This window comes from Moritella sp. PE36 (assembly GCF_000170855.1).
Lineage (GTDB): Bacteria > Pseudomonadota > Gammaproteobacteria > Enterobacterales > Moritellaceae > Moritella.
In genome coordinates, this window is the sequence record NZ_ABCQ01000016.1 from 73,655 (window position 1) to 89,608 (window position 15,954).

At 43.5% G+C, this 15,954-nt stretch carries 13 protein-coding genes; 10 read left to right on the plus strand and 3 right to left on the minus strand.

Annotated elements, in window-relative coordinates; translation table 11 throughout:
- Positions 1–3: 3 nt before the first annotated feature.
- Both PE36_RS11375 and PE36_RS11380 read left to right on the plus strand, forming a co-directional pair.
- Positions 4–1,383 (plus strand): lyase family protein, encoded by a 1,380-nt coding sequence (locus PE36_RS11375; RefSeq protein ID WP_043994443.1) that lies wholly within the window; start codon positions 4–6, stop codon positions 1,381–1,383.
- A 157-nt stretch (positions 1,384–1,540) separates the two neighbouring features.
- Entirely contained in the window at positions 1,541–2,077 is a 537-nt protein-coding gene (locus PE36_RS11380) for a GNAT family N-acetyltransferase (protein ID WP_006032181.1), read from the plus strand.
- Positions 2,078–2,084: 7 nt separating this feature from the next.
- On the opposite strand, the gene PE36_RS11385 is transcribed toward PE36_RS11380, so the two are convergent.
- Entirely contained in the window at positions 2,085–2,972 is an 888-nt protein-coding gene (locus tag PE36_RS11385; protein WP_006032182.1) for a LysR family transcriptional regulator, read from the minus strand.
- Positions 2,973–3,188: 216 nt separating this feature from the next.
- On the opposite strand from PE36_RS11385, the gene PE36_RS11390 reads away from it, so the two are divergent.
- The 7 genes from PE36_RS11390 (at position 3,189) to PE36_RS11420 (ending at position 11,167) form a co-directional block, all read left to right on the plus strand.
- On the plus strand, positions 3,189–3,812 hold the full coding sequence (locus tag PE36_RS11390; protein WP_006032183.1) for a glutathione S-transferase family protein: 624 nt from the start codon (positions 3,189–3,191) through the stop codon (positions 3,810–3,812).
- A 63-nt stretch (positions 3,813–3,875) separates the two neighbouring features.
- Positions 3,876–6,107 carry a pyridoxamine 5'-phosphate oxidase family protein gene (locus PE36_RS11395; RefSeq protein WP_006032184.1) on the plus strand — a complete coding sequence of 744 codons (2,232 nt, stop codon included), beginning with the start codon at positions 3,876–3,878 and terminating at the stop codon, positions 6,105–6,107.
- A 146-nt stretch (positions 6,108–6,253) separates the two neighbouring features.
- On the plus strand, positions 6,254–6,949 hold the full coding sequence (locus PE36_RS11400; protein ID WP_006032185.1) for an aspartyl/asparaginyl beta-hydroxylase domain-containing protein: 696 nt from the start codon (positions 6,254–6,256) through the stop codon (positions 6,947–6,949).
- The gene (locus PE36_RS11405) at positions 6,913–8,259 is read left to right on the plus strand and encodes a class I SAM-dependent methyltransferase (RefSeq protein ID WP_006032186.1); all 1,347 of its coding nucleotides are present in this window, start codon (positions 6,913–6,915) and stop codon (positions 8,257–8,259) included. The genes PE36_RS11400 and PE36_RS11405 overlap by 37 nt, the downstream gene beginning before the upstream one ends.
- Positions 8,243–8,845 (plus strand): alpha-ketoglutarate-dependent dioxygenase AlkB, encoded by a 603-nt coding sequence (locus tag PE36_RS11410; protein WP_006032187.1) that lies wholly within the window; start codon positions 8,243–8,245, stop codon positions 8,843–8,845. The genes PE36_RS11405 and PE36_RS11410 overlap by 17 nt, the downstream gene beginning before the upstream one ends.
- A gap of 55 nt (positions 8,846–8,900) precedes the next feature.
- A complete protein-coding gene (locus tag PE36_RS11415; RefSeq protein ID WP_006032188.1) occupies positions 8,901–10,178 on the plus strand; it encodes a hypothetical protein in 1,278 nt (425 codons plus the stop codon).
- 41 nt (positions 10,179–10,219) lie between these two features.
- Positions 10,220–11,167 (plus strand): methionyl-tRNA formyltransferase, encoded by a 948-nt coding sequence (locus PE36_RS11420; protein WP_043994444.1) that lies wholly within the window; start codon positions 10,220–10,222, stop codon positions 11,165–11,167.
- A 98-nt stretch (positions 11,168–11,265) separates the two neighbouring features.
- Here PE36_RS11420 and PE36_RS11425 read toward each other — a convergent pair whose 3' ends face one another.
- A complete protein-coding gene (locus PE36_RS11425; protein WP_006032190.1) occupies positions 11,266–11,907 on the minus strand; it encodes a phage tail protein in 642 nt (213 codons plus the stop codon).
- A 69-nt stretch (positions 11,908–11,976) separates the two neighbouring features.
- Complete coding sequence (locus tag PE36_RS11430; RefSeq protein WP_006032191.1) at positions 11,977–12,618, minus strand: phage tail protein; 642 nt, start codon at positions 12,616–12,618, stop codon at positions 11,977–11,979.
- A 277-nt stretch (positions 12,619–12,895) separates the two neighbouring features.
- Here PE36_RS11430 and PE36_RS11435 point away from each other — a divergent pair.
- The coding region (locus PE36_RS11435) for an S-layer family protein (protein ID WP_006032192.1) at positions 12,896–15,954 on the plus strand (3,059 nt) is incomplete at its 3' end.

The window sequence follows — 15,954 nt, forward strand, 5'->3', positions numbered from 1 at the left end:
AAAATGACAAACTTTAGAATAGAAACAGACAGTATGGGCGAACTTGAAGTACCATCATCGGCTCTATATGGGGCTCAAACCCAGCGTGCAGTCAATAACTTTCCCATCAGTGGCCAACCATTACCCGTCGGTTTTATCCGCGCCTTAATTCAAATTAAAGCCAGTGCAGCGGCGGCGAATAAACAGCTTGAGCTAGTATCGCCAACTATCGCCGATGCGATCATGTCGGCCTGTAAAGACTTGTCTGAAATGGATGACATGATGCAGCATTTTCCGGTTGATGTGTTTCAAACTGGTTCTGGCACCAGCTCGAACATGAACGCGAATGAAGTTATTGCTCATCTTGCGACTAAGATAGCTGGCGAACCAGTCAGTGCTAACGATCATGTTAACTATGGTCAAAGTAGTAATGATGTGATTCCAAGTACCATCCATGTAAGTGCGGCACTCGCACTTGCCAATCAGTTGCTACCAGCACTTAATCATTTAGTTCAACTGATAGAGACAAAAGCACAAAGCGTCGATCATTTTGTTAAAACAGGGCGTACCCATTTAATGGATGCGATGCCAATTAAAATGAGCCAAAGTCTGCATAGCTGGAGTGCACAAATAAAACAAAACATTGATAATCTAACCGCATTGCAACCTGTTATTCAGCGCCTAGCCCAAGGTGGTACCGCGGTTGGCACAGGCATTAATGCTCACGCCGAATTTAGCCGTGTATTCAATCAACAATTGAGTGCCGCAACAGGTCTTGAATTTACCCCAGCGGACAATCTATTTGCATTAATTGGCTCTCAAGATACTGCAGTAGCATTGTCAGGGGCGTTAAAAACGACCGCTGTGTCATTGATGAAAATTGCGAACGACTTACGCTGGATGAACTCTGGTCCACTGTCGGGTCTTGGCGAGATCGCGCTTGAAGCCTTGCAACCTGGGTCTTCAATTATGCCGGGTAAAGTAAATCCGGTGATCCCAGAAGCGATGGCGATGGTTTGTGCGCAAGTGATTGGCAACGATACTGCAATCACTATTGGTGGACAATCAGGGAATTTCGAGCTTAATGTCATGCTACCTATGATTGCTAATAACCTACTTAATAGCATGCACTTACTCAGTAATAATGTGGTGTTATTAGCCGATAAAGCCATTGCGACCTTTGAAGTACAGCAACAAAACATTGAGCAAGCCTTGGATAAAAATCCAATTTTAGTGACAGCGCTTAATCCGATTATTGGTTATCAATTGGCGGCAAAAATAGCCAAAACCGCCTACAAAGAGCAGCGCGCGGTCATTGATGTGGCGTTAGAATACACTGAGTTATCGCGAGAGCAGCTGAGTGAATTACTTAATCCATTAAAACTGACTCAGGGCGGAATATAACTTTCGAGCGTCCCCCGTGTGAGCGCAGGGGGGACGCGCCTATACTTATTACCTTGAGTGATTAATTTATCCAAATCGCCGCTTTATACTATCATTAATTATGTTAATTTAAGTCTTACAGTTTGAAATTAACGTTAAATATTAAAGGTATAAAAGGATGTTTTTAGATACAAATAAGGCACAATTAAGATCGCTTGATATCAATGATAGTGCGGAATTTTATGCGTGGTCATGCGATCGTGAAGTGACTCAATTTAGTCTATCAGCTTATGCATATCCTCAGTCTAAAGCTGATATTTCAACTTGGTTGTCAGGTATTAACGCGAATAAAACATGCGTGACATTTGGTATTTGCAGCGTTAAAACGGATAAACTGATTGGTTATGCAGGCATCGCCTCAATCAGTTCGCTCAATCGTTCAGGTGAATATTTTATCCTCATTGGTAATAAAGCGTATTGGGGTGACGGTATTGGTACTGAAGTAACCAAGGTGATCACCGACTATGGATTTAATACGCTAGGTCTACATCGCATTGAATTAACGGCTTATGCCAATAACCCCGCAGCCATCCGCGCCTATGAGAATGCCGGTTATATGCATGAAGGGTTGAAGAAAGAAGCGGGTTTCCGCAATGGTGTGTTTATCGACAAAATCATGATGGCGATACTTGCACCAGATTGGCAAGGTATTTGATGGTTGTTTAAGTCCCGAATTCAGCTATTAAGAAGTCAATGAAACACCGTGACGTTTTAGGTAAATAGCGACGATGAGGATAGATGGCAAACATGCCAAATGTCAGCGTACTATAACCGGGTAAAACCTCTTCTAAGATGCCAGACTCAAGCGCATCTTTGATAATAAAATGAGGGATCAAAGCGATGCCGCCACCAGAAATCGCCATCGCTTTGACTGCGCGAGGACTGTTTACTGCAACGTTAGACTTAACTGAAATTATTTCAGTTTTTCCATTGGAGTCAATGACTGGCCATTGCTTGCCAATCCTAAAGTTACTATCAATAATGCAGTTATGCTGGTTAATATCCTGCGGCTTTCTTGGATGGCCATGAGTGGCTAGATATTGAGGGGAAGCGCATAAGGTTAACGGAAAGTCTGCGATCTTCCTCGCGATAAGACTGGAGTCATCGACACTGCCGATGCGAATGACCACATCAACAGCTTCTTCTAACATATCGATCATGCGGTCTGTGAGTTGTAGGTCTACTTTAATATCGGGGAAACGCGCTAAAAATGCGGCTAATTTCGGTGATAACATCGTATCGCCAAATGTCACCGAGGTGCTTATGCGTAAGTTACCGCGTGGCGATGTTTGCTCACCCGTCACATTGTCGACCAACTCTGAAAACTCACCCAATAAGGGCAGGGCACTATCGTAATAACGTTGACCTGCTTCTGTTAATGCTAATCGGCGAGTCGAACGATTGAACAAGCGTACACCTAATTGCGCTTCCACCTCTGCGACGTATTTACTGACTAACGCCTTGGACATCGCCAAGCGCTCGCTTGCTGCCGTAAAAGAACCAGTTTCAACAACCGCGATCACCGTTTTAATGCCGTCTAGTGTATCCATATATTATCTATCCATGTTGCATGTAATAAGTAATTAACAAGCCCTTTCTGATTTTGCAATACCGCTCTAATTGTAATATCAGTCGGATTGTCAATGTGTTGTTGACAATCATTCAATGGTACACCTGTTTATCAATAACTCAACTTAGTCGATACTTACTCCATCAACAACGCAGCAATGCAATATGGATTAACACATATTTTAAGGAAGTTACTTATGTCAGCAATAAAATTATACCGTCACTCATTATCAGGTCATTCTCATCGTGTTGAAGTTTTTCTTTCGTTATTAGGTTTAGACAGTGACATCATTGATGTTGATTTAATGAAAGGGGCGCACAAGCAGCCTGACTTCTTGCAAAAAAATAGCCTTGGTCAAGTGCCTGTTATCGAAGATGGTGATATCACGTTATCTGATTCCAATGCCATTTTGGTTTACCTTGCGAGTAAATACGACTCTTATCGTACGTGGTTACCTGAAGACTTTGCACAAGCAGCGCACGTTCAGCGTTTTCTGTCTGTTGCGGCGGGTAAAGTTGCATTCGGCCCGGCTGCTGCACGCCTAGTTAATGTGTTTGGCGCGGGTCTTGACCATCAGAATGCCAAGAATATTGCCCATGCATTACTCGGTGATCTCAATAGTCATCTTGCTGATAGTACTTGGTTAGTCGGACAACTGCCCACGATTGCTGATGTTGCAAACTATGCTTATATTGCCCATGCACCAGAAGGCGATGTGTCATTAGCAGAATACCCACATGTACGTCGTTGGTTAACCAGTTTTGAAGCATTACAAGGGTTTGTTTCGATGCAAAAAACAGCGGTAGGACTTGCGGTTTAATATGCAGTTAGAACCAATGTAATAACGCCTATTTCTTAAAACTGATGGCATAGGATGTATACTATGGACATTAAGCCGAACCCGAACCCGAACCCGAACCTGAAGTTAAGAGCCTCTCCATTTCATCGTGGTGAACAAACCATACAGGAGAAATTAGGGGTAAGGGAGCAGATGGAACGTTTTGGTAGTCGCGTTATTCGCGATCATATGCCGCAACAGCATCGTGATTTTTATCAGCAACTGCCATTTATATTTGTTGGACATGGCGATAAGGATGGTTGGCCATGGGCGTCTATTTTATTTAACAAACCGGGTTTTATTCACTCCCCAGATGAGCAAAGTTTACATCTTAATACGCAACCCGTGCTTGGTGATCCGCTACTTAAAGCATTGGATGCTAATACTAAACTTGGATTACTCGGTATTGAGTTGGAAACGCGTCGCCGTAATCGTTTAGCCGCGCATATCACGGCTTCAACGGATAAGCAGATCCAGCTGTCGATTGATCAATCTTTTGGTAATTGCCCGCAATATATTCAAAAGCGTGAATATGAATTTATCGATCCTAACACTATGCCAAAAAGTAGTGTTGAGGCCCTGACTGAATTGGACTTGAGTGCTCAGCAGTTAATTGCCAATAGTGATACATTTTTTGTGGCCAGTTTTGTTAATAATGACATTAACAGTGATAACAGTAACGCTGATAGCAGTGATGCGAGTATCGGCGCTGATGTGTCACACCGTGGCGGAAAACCCGGCTTTATTCGCGTGGACAATAATAAAAGTCTCACGATCCCGGATTATCTCGGTAACAATCATTTTAATACCTTGGGTAATTTTGTTGAAAACCCCAAAGCGGGATTGCTTTTTATCGATTTTGACAAGGGTCATATACTCACGCTGACTGGCCGTGTTGAAATCTTGTGGCAGTCGGAAGATAGTCAGTATTTTACTGGCGCAGAACGTTTATGGACGTTTCACCTTGAACAAGGTTATCGCTTAAATTATAGCTTACCATTACGTTGGAAACTCAATGAATTCTCGCCTAACACGCTAATGACAGGAACCTGGGCTGAAGTCGCTAAACAGAAAGCGCAGCAAGAACAACAAAAAAAACAGCAACGTCAACTTGAGTCACACCAAGCACAATGGCACGACTATCAAGTGGTCAACATAGTTGATGAAAGTAGCTTGATTAAATCTTTTTATTTACAGCCTACTGATACAGTAAAAGCGTTACCCAAATTTAATTTTACTGCCGGGCAGTTTTTAACGGTCAAGGTGCCAACTACCTTGAGAAACACCGTCAATGGCAAGGATGTTATTCGAACTTACACTATTTCCAGTGCGCCTGCCGATCCCTTGTTACGCATTAGTGTTAAACGAGAAACGTCAGCGGACAGTAAACACAAGGGATTAGTTTCTCATTATCTGCATGACAATATTAAGCTGGGTCATATAGTGCAGTTAAAAGCGCCGAAAGGTGACTTTGTGTTAGATGCGGCTGAGCTCATACCTACGAAACTAATAACTGCGAAACTAAGACCCACGGTATTACTTGCTGGTGGCGTTGGTATTACGCCGATGATTGCGATGGCGCGACATGCCATGTTTGAAGCCATTCGCACGCGATCTTTAAGACCTATTACGGTTATTGCCGCGGCGAAAAATGCACAGCAACGGGCGTTTTTTGATGAATTTAACCAATTAAGTGAACAAAGCCAAGGTGGCATCCGTACTTTTTGGGCGTTAAGTCAGCCTGAATCGGACCTCAAACCGGGCCAAGATTACCATCATCAAGGACGTATTAATAAAGACTTGCTGCAAGCCATATTACCGATTGATGATTATGATTTTTACTTGTGTGGCCCCAGTGCATTTATGCAAAGTATGTATGATTTACTGCGTGAGTTAGGCGTTAGTAATGAGCGTATTAAAGCAGAAGAATTTGGTCCGGCTTCATTAACGCGTCAACATGATGCGAGTTCTGTGGAATTTATCGCCATTCCAAGCGCGAGTGTGGCGGTGATTGAATTTAATCAATCGGAAGTAGAGCAAACCTGGACTGCAGAAGAGGGCACATTACTGGAATTTGCCGAGAACCATGGACTCACTCCTGAATTCGGTTGTCGCAGTGGTCAATGTGGCGCTTGTAAAACCAAACTACTGGCGGGTAAAGTCAGTTATCAAACCGAGATTTCAGCTGATTTACGTGATGATGAAGTATTGCTTTGTTGTGCTGTTCCTGCGGCAATTGATGGCGAAGACGTTGTTCGTATTAAGCTGGAAATGTAAGTGTGTTTAAGCATTCTATTTAGCGCTATTTTTATATTTATACATTGATCACGTTTTCCATAAAAATAGTCTTACCCTCCTTGTGGAAATTATAAACGTTAATATACTCAATTAGATAGGGGTTATTGTTTGAGTTAAGGAATGGAATGCCTAACATAATTTATGCTGTACAACTTTCTTTTCAATCAGATGTCATTGCATTACAGAAAGAGGTCTTATCATGTTTAGCTCTCGATTGGGTAGACCATGTGAATAGCGCTTGTTACGGCGGTTCATGGGATGTATTACCAATTAGAACGCTGACAACCCATCTAGACAAACATCCAATATTGCAAAGCTTTAATTTAGAGCAAAAAGGTGATTGGGTGTATTTACCTATCATCGAAGAATTACCGCAGATTAGAAGTATTATTGATTGGTTTCAATGTGATGTTGAAGCTACTCGGTTAATGCGTTTAAAACCAGGTGCACATATTAAACCTCATCAAGATAAGGGTTTATCAATAGAGCATGGTTTCGCACGCTTTCATGTCCCTATACGTGCTGTTGAGCAAGTTGAATTTATAGTCAACGGTGCACTGATTCCTATGAAAAATGGCGAGTTGTGGTATCTGAATGCTGATGCTACTCATTCTGTGAAACATGTGGGCAACGAAGATAGAATTAACTTAGTGATTGATTGTAAAGTTAATGACTGGCTGCGACAACAAATATTATCGGCAGTTATCATTCAAAATAATTGTAGAAAACGAGTGTTTGCATCATACATATTGCTGCTGAATAGTTTAATACAAGGACAGAATTTATGGATTGGGATGATAAGCAACAGCTATATGGTTTAATTACTCAAGTGTTAGCATCATCAGCGAGTGATATTGGCATACTTAAACCAGTGTTAAGCCAATTAGGTGGGCTATTATCACGGTTCAGTGATATTGATGTAGACACAGTGGAAAATATTGCTGAGGGTGAAACCAAGCTTGTACAAGGTTTAGCTGTTTCACCAGTTATCGCGGCGAAATGCTTACAAGATATTGCTCGTTCTCGTGCATTTATACTTGGTGTTAATCAAGCCATCCAAGATAAATTAACCTGCAGTGATAAATTAATCAGAGATGACAAGTTAACTATTCTATATGCGGGAACTGGGCCCTATGGTTTATTGTTACTCCCCTTAGTTTTCTACTATTTACAAGCTCAGTCACAAAAACAGCCACAGGGGCTACCTTCTGATCAAATCATTCCCAATATAGGCATTACCTTATTAGATATACATGAAACTTCAATTGCTGCAGTGACTAAGGTTGTTATTGCACTCGGACTTGAGCAGGTTATTGATGAAATTTTGCTCGCTGACGCGACACAATGGCAGCCAAAAACGCCAAATCAATTTGATATTATTGTGTCTGAAACCATGAATTATGCGTTAAGGCAAGAACCGCAAATGTTCATTTTTGCTCACCTGCAACAGTTTTTAAAACCTGATGGGGTATTGATACCAGAGCAAGTGCGGTTATCGGCCTGGTTAACCGATTTAGGTCAGGAAACCCGAAAAATGCTCGGTGAAACCTCGAGACATCGAACGCAAAAAATTGCTGATTTTTATCAACTCGACAGGCGCAGTGCGCAGGACCTTCTAGATCGCGGGTTAACCAGTTTGCATCATATCGCTAAGTTACCCAGTAATTGTGGTGATTTTCCGGATTTAAAGATTTGTACTGACATTCAGGTTTATGGCGACTATCGGCTCACAGAGTGTGAATCGAGTCTTACCCTTAATAAGAACTTTCCCGATTGCCGTTTACAGGCGAACCAGCCCATTGAATTTAATTACAAAATGCAGCCTGAACCGCAGTTTGAATGGACTTCTGAGCTAAGTATAACATCTGGGGGGGGAATCGAATTAGCCGCCCATCAAGCGATGGGAAGATTAGATATTGTTGGCGTGAAACGACTGTGGAGTAAATCCCAACAGCAAAGATTGGGAGCATTACCCAATGAACTACAGCAAGTTGAATGGTCACGCGACCTTGCCATTATAGATAGCCTAGGCGTTAGTTTAAAAGAGTGGATGGCGCAGGTGTTTTATTGCAAGACATTTACGGAGTTTGAAGATTGGCTGGAGGTACGAGTAAATGCAACTGCCGATTAATTGTAATACTCAATATATTGAAAATTTTATATCTAAAGAAGATAGTAGTGCTATTTTTGATTGGATTTATACTCATGTTGAAGGTCTTGATTACGAAAATATTGAGATGGCTGATGGTTCTGAATTTCGCCTTAGTGTTGGTAAATGCATGTTTGTTGATGAGCCACTCACCAATGCCGTACTTTTGGAAAATATACATGGTCGCCGGCAACATTGGCCTGATGTGCTATTGCCTGTAAAACAAAAAATAGAACAATTTACTGGTTTAATATTTAGTGTCTGTGTTTGCATATATTACCGCGATGGTAATGAAAGTGTGGCGTTTCATTACGATCCACCAGCTTTTGGTCCTACTAACGTGATACCGTCATTGAGCCTAGGGCAGCCCAGAGAGTTTATTTTTAGAAACAAGCAAGATCATTCAGATCAATATTCTCTGACGTTAGGCAATGGCAGCCTAGTTATTATGGGTGAAGGTTGCCAAGAAAAGTATGAGCATGCTTTACCTGTAGCTAAGCATCATGACTTCTCACGTATCAATCTTACTTTTAGGCAGTTTAATTGGCCTAATTCAACTTATACCTAGATATTGACCATCTGGTTAGTTAAGAAATATCACCACAAAATTTAAAGGATTAAAAATGAATAATGAATTTGCTGGGAGCACAGTTTTTAGCACTGCAACGGATCTTGCTGAGCCTGAAATATCTACGGGTTCATTAAATGATTTATTACGGCAACAATTGAATCCAACAAAACCGTTTGAGTTATCTGTTACTCAGAATAATGAAGCTGAACAGAACCATCAGGGATTGGCATTATGCGTTGTAAACACTGTGAAGGAAATACTAGGTAATGAGAAGCCAAACGTGGCTTCGCTAGAGCAGAGCTTAAGTGCATTATTTGAAAACCTTCAACAAATTTATCAACAAGCTAATATAGACCCGGCATTACGTAAAAGGCAGTTTATTGCTCGCCATGGTTTAGTGATGTCGCCGGACCATTGTATAACGACACAAAAAGATACCTTAAGAGTCAGTGCATTTATTCGTGCAGCACACCAAGCGATTGCAACATTAAAAACTAAGTCTGATGAATGTTTACATCTTGTCTACCCTGCTTGCGGTCCGTTTGCACCGTTATTATTGCCCTTGATAACGTATTATAAAGAAACGGGCTTATATGACGAAAACGATCTTCGTATTACTCTGATTGATATGCAGAAAGGGGCTGTGGATAGCTTAAAAGTGATAATTCACGAAATGGGTATAGCGGGATATATCAATGAGATATGTTGTCAGGATGCCTGCGAATATCAACCATCTTCACCCATTCATATGGTGATATTGGAAGCTATGCAGCATGGATTTAGTCGAGAAGGCCACCTTCCTATTGCCAGGCATTTTGCGGCGTTAATAGAGGATGATGGCATATTCTTACCTCAAGAAATAAGCCTACGAGCTGTATTAACCGCTGGCCAACAGGAGTTTGTTGAGCAGTGGCAAGATGAAAATCGCCATGTCTGTGCAGCAGAGATGCAACAGCAGACCATCAATGAAAGAGTTGATTTAGGAGAAATCCTAAATTTAACCACAGCATCATTACTTACATTACCAGAGAGAGTATTGGATGAGAATACCAGTCTGATCGAGTGTGGTGAAGTCTTGTTACCAGAGCTTGAAGATAAAATGGGTCAACCACTGTTGGTTATTTGCACTCAGATCAAAGTCTATGGCGATGAGTATATCGGCGAGTATGATTCTGGCATCACTCATCCGCTACCGGATATGCATGTGTGTGTAAACTTTGTTCCACATGATGCGAAACCGGGTGACTTGTTGGTGAAAAATGGCGATAAATTGAAATTCTTTTATCGTTTGAATGGATTGCCAGGTTTTTTGGCGACTGTAGGTGTTTAATTGATGATTTTAAATAGCGATTATGGAGTGAAAATATTGCTATGACTAATAAATATAAAAACATTGTGCTGTTTTCGTCCAGCACTATAGTCTTACCCACTTTGTATATGCTATTAGACTCGCAGTATAGTGTGCTTGTAGTATTGAATGAGCAGGGAGACAGCGATTGTATGCAGCTGGAGCAGCAACTGCATCATATGAATGTTCCGGCTATTCGTTATCAAACAAATCAACCAGAGCTGGTTGTGTATCAAATTAAAAGTAGGCAAGCAGATCTGGGACTGATATATACTTTTTCACATAAGCTACCTGCAGTTGTATTAAATGCGTTTGATGGTGGGCTATTCAATTTACATGCATCTGCATTACCTCAATATCGTGGCTCGATGCCGCTGTATTGGCAAATTAGAAACAGAGAAACTGAAAGTTACCTGAGTATTATTAAGGTTGAGGATGAGTTTGATACTGGTGATATCATGCTACAACAAATTATGACATTATCGCCATTGGATACGCTGAATAGTGTTGCTCATACTTTAGCGCAGCAGGCACCGCAATTTATACAGGATTTTATGACTCGTTATGCGAATGACGAGCTGACTGCAGTAGCGCAACAGGGGGAAGCCAGTAATGCTCGCATGCCTACACAAAAAGATATGTTGATTAACTGGAAAACTATGAAGAGTGAAGAAATTGCTGCTGCCGCAAGAGCTGGTAATCCCTTATTTAATGGTATGACGATCATATGGAAACAGTCTTACATGGGCTTATTACAGGCAACAAGTATTGAGCATCCGAATTATGGTGTGCCCGCCGGTACTGTGTTACATATAGGTGAGCCAGAGGGGGTTGTAGTAGCTACCTTAGATGGAGCTCTGCGACTGGATGTACTTACTATTGCTGAAGGTGTCTTTAGTGGCCTTGCTTTTGCGGAGCGATTTGGACTGGATGCAGGGATGCAATTTGAGCTTATTTCAGAGCAAGGTTAATCCTTTAGGGAATAATATGCAAGGTATCCAGATATAGGCTTGGTTTCAGATATTAAATTGTTAACTGCACCTTAGGTTATGACCTAAGGTGCAGTTAATTAATTTCTGGATGGGAATATGCCTTGAAGTGCAATGCTGTTAAACATACCCAAGTAAGGATTTCGAATACTAAATTCCTGACTGGCGCCAGTGTTATTTACCGTAACTTTACCTCCGGTAAGGCTGCCAGCCGTGATTGTTACATCTACCTCGACGGCGTCGCTCGCCATGGTGGTATTTTTGCTGGTAGCAAAGCTGTCCGGTATTGGGTCAAAACCTGATTTAGCCGTTGCCCAATAGCCTGAATTTGCATTTTTTTGATCGCCTAAACCTGAATGGGCATTAACAATGACTTCTGCCGTTGCCGTTGCTGGTGTTGCTGACGCTTTGCTACCGTCAAAAGTTGCAGTGTGGTTGTGATAGGGCATTTCGGGAATACTTAGTCTCTTGAATTCATACCCAGACTTTTGACCGCAGTTAATGTGACTTAACCCTGGGCCTGTGCCAACGTGAACTTGAGAACGGCCTCGTAGGTCAGGTAAAGCAAAGGTGGTGCGTCCGTCACCGCCGAAGGCCGTACCCAAAAGGGCGAATAATGCATTATTTTGAGAGATAGGGAGCAGTTGCCCATCACAAAAAGCCCAGCCTCTTGGGGCAAAGTTAAAACCAAAAGTTATTGCAGTTCCTATAAACGGTTCCATAATGTTCCTTATTTTTAGTTTAATGTTAAAAATTAAATCACTTTAAGCGGTCTGCTAAGGTGATTCGGATTAATTTCTGGATGGGAATAGGCCTTGAAGTGCAATGCTGTTATACATACCCAAATAAGGGTTTCGAATATTAAATGCCTGATTACCGCCAGTGTTATTTACTGTAACTTCACCACCGGTAAGAATACCTGCTGTGATTGTAACATCTACCTCGATGGCGTCGCTCGCCATGGTGGTATTTTTGCTTTTAGAAAAGCTGTCTGGTATTGGGTTAAAGCCTGATTTAGCCGTTGCCCAATAGCCTGAATTTGCATTTTCTTGATCGCCTAAACCTGAATGGGCATTAACAATGACTTCTGCCGTTGCCGTTGCTGGTGTCGCTGATGCTTTGCTACCGTCAAAAGTCGCAGTGTGAGTGTGAGAGGGTATTTCGGAAACATTTAGAACCTTTAATTCAGCCCCGCCCCTTTGACCCCAATGTATGGAACTTAACCCTGGGCCATTGCCGACATGAACTTGGGAGCGACCCTGTAGGTTAGGCAATGCAAAGGTGGTGCGTCCGTCCCCCCCGAAGGTCGTGCCCAGAAGGGAGAATAGTGCTGTATTTTGAGAGATAGGCATTATTTGTCCATGGCAAAAAGCCCAGCCTCTTGGGGCAAAGTTAAAGCCAAAAGTCATAGTACTTCCTAAAAATGGTTCCATATTTTTCCTTTCGTATCAGAGTTGTAATGGGGCGTAATGTAAATGTTACGCATTGTTAGGGTAGAATGAAAAATGTTAATTGTGGTGAATTTTTAATTTTAATTACTGGAATTGTTAAGTGTAAGTTCATTGCTATGTTTTTTTGAGACTTAGCTTGTATTTTCGATTTTTCATCAGGTTTTTTTGAGACTTAGCTTCTACCTTAAAGTAATTGTATTGTTCTATAACTTGCCGTTTAGATAGAAGAAAGCATTGATGCTAACAAGGAGAGTCGCTCGTGAATAAATATTTTTTGGGTCTGTTATTGCTATTTACTAGTAGTCAAACATGGGCCTCTACAGGCTCAGGTTATTCGTTTGATGGTAATGATTTCACGACAATGAGTAACATTGACATTGAAATAAATACAACTACGACTCACTCCTTTTCTTTTTGGGGAAAGTTATCAGCTGTTAATCAACTTTACTGTTTTTTCGGTTATTCAAACGGAGCACTGTATTTCTGTTGGGATGGCAATGGCTCACTTTCCGCAAATACATTCTTACTCGGTAGAAATACAACAGCTAACCTTCTAAGTACCAGCACGGCCACACTTTTTGCGGATAGCTGGCATCATTTTGTCCTTGTATTCAGCGCCGGCACCTTTACTGTGTATCTTGACGGTTCAGTAGTGGGTACTGTTGCTGATGGCTTTGGTGCGTTAGGCTCGACTAATAGCAATTTAACCGGAGGGAGTTTTGAAGTAGGGCGTGGACGTAATTTTGGAGCTGGCAATGTTTATTTCACCGGAGTAATGGACGATTTTCAGGTTTATAGTTCAGCTTTGAGTTCGGGAGATGTCTCAACTTTATATGCCAGTGGCAGCCCAACCGAAATAGCAGCTGATACAGCAAATTTGATTGCTTATTGGAAGATGGATGGTACCACCACAACAGGTTCTGCTTCAATAATTGATAGTCAGACTACAGGGAATAATACCGGGCAGTTAGGCGCGAATACTTCCAGTGGTTCTGATGATCCGACCACAAATCAGACTGGTATAGTCAGTAGCACCGATGCCGACCCGGTCAGCGTGAGTTTATCGGCCACACCAACGACTATCGCAGAAGCATCTGGCAGCAGCACTATTACCGCCACCTTAGATGCCGCAACATTTGAAACTGTCACCGTGGATCTAAGTTATACAGGTACAGCGACCAATGGCAGCGATTACGCGACCGGGCCAACGAGTATTACCATTACTGCGGGGCAAACCACGGGCACCGCAACCTTAACGGCGAGTCAAGACAGCAATGTGGAAGGCGATGAAACCATCGTCGTTGCTATCAGTGGCGTGAGCGGCGGCAATGCCAGCGAAAATGGCACACAGTCCAAAACGGTGACCATCACCGATGATGAAACAGTCAGCGTGAGCCTCTCTGTTGGAAGCAATGCAATAGCAGAAGCTGCGGGCAGCAGCATTATCACCGCAACCTTAGATAATGCCACCTTTGCCGATGTGACGGTGAGCTTAAGTTATTCAGGTACCGCGACCAACGGCACGGACTATAGCACCGGGCCAACCAGTATTACTATTACCGCCGGGCAAACCACGGGCACCGCAACGTTAACGGCCAGTCAAGACAGTGCTATAGAAGGCGATGAAACCATCGTCGTTGCTATCAGTGGCGTGAGCGGCGGCAATGCCAGCGAAAATGGCACACAGTCCAAAACGGTGACCATCACCGATGATGAAACAGTCAGCGTGAGTTTATCGGTAACGCCAACGACTATCGCAGAAGCCGCGGGCAGCAGCATCGTTACAGCGACCTTAGATAATGCCACTTTTGCCGATGTGACGGTGAGCTTAAGTTATTCGGGCACGGCGACCAACGGCACGGACTATGGCACCGGGCCAACCAGCATCACCATTACCGCCGGGCAAACCACGGGCACAGCAACGTTAACGGCCAGTCAAGACAGTGCTATAGAAGGCGATGAAACCATCGTCGTTGCTATCAGTGGCGTGAGCGGCGGCAATGCCAGCGAAAATGGCACACAGTCCAAAACGGTGACCATCACCGATGATGAAACAGTCAGCGTGAGCCTCTCTGTTGGAAGCAATGCAATAGCAGAAGCTGCGGGCAGCAGCATTATCACCGCAACCTTAGACAGCGCTACCTTTGCCGATGTGACGGTGAGCTTAAGTTATTCAGGTACCGCGACCAACGGCACGGACTATAGCACCGGGCCAACCAGTATTACTATTACCGCAGGGCAAACCACGGGTACCGCGACGTTAACTGCAACGCAAGATACCGATGTGGAAGGCGATGAAACCATCGTCGTTGCTATCAGTGGCGTGAGCGGCGGCAATGCCAGCGAAAATGGCACACAGTCCAAAACGGTGACCATCACCGATGATGAAACAGTCAGCGTGAGTTTATCGGTAACGCCAACGACTATCGCAGAAGCCGCGGGCAGCAGCATCGTTACAGCGACCTTAGATAATGCCACTTTTGCCGATGTGACGGTGAGCTTAAGTTATTCAGGTACCGCGACCAACGGCACGGACTATAGCACCGGGCCAACCAGTATTACTATTACCGCCGGGCAAACCACGGGTACCGCGACGTTAACTGCAACGCAAGATACCGATGTGGAAGGCGATGAAACCATCGTCGTTGCTATCAGTGGCGTGAGCGGCGGCAATGCATCTGAAAATGGTATCCAGACACAAACAGTCACCATCACCGATGATGAAACAGTCAGCGTGAGTTTATCGGCAACGCCAACAACTATTGCAGAAGCGGCGGGCAGCAGCATCGTTACCGCGACTTTAGACAGCGCCACCTTTGAAACGGTGACGGTGAGTTTAAGTTATAGCGGCACAGCAATCAACGGCACGGACTACGGCACCGGGCCAACCAGCATCACCATTACCGCCGGGCAAACCACGGGCACAGCAACGTTAACGGCCAGTCAAGACAGTGCTATAGAAGGCGATGAAACCATCGTCGTTGCTATCAGTGGCGTGAGCGGCGGCAATGCCAGCGAAAATGGCACACAGTCCAAAACGGTGACCATCACCGATGATGAAACAGTCAGCGTGAGCCTCTCTGTTGGAAGCAATGCAATAGCAGAAGCTGCGGGCAGCAGCATTATCACCGCAACCTTAGACAGCGCTACCTTTGCCGATGTGACGGTGAGCTTAAGTTATTCAGGTACCGCGACCAACGGCACGGACTATAGCACCGGGCCAACCAGTATTACTATTACCGCAGGGCAAACCACGGGTACCGCGACGTTAACTGCAACGCAAGATACCGATGTGGAAGGCGATGAAACCATCGTCGT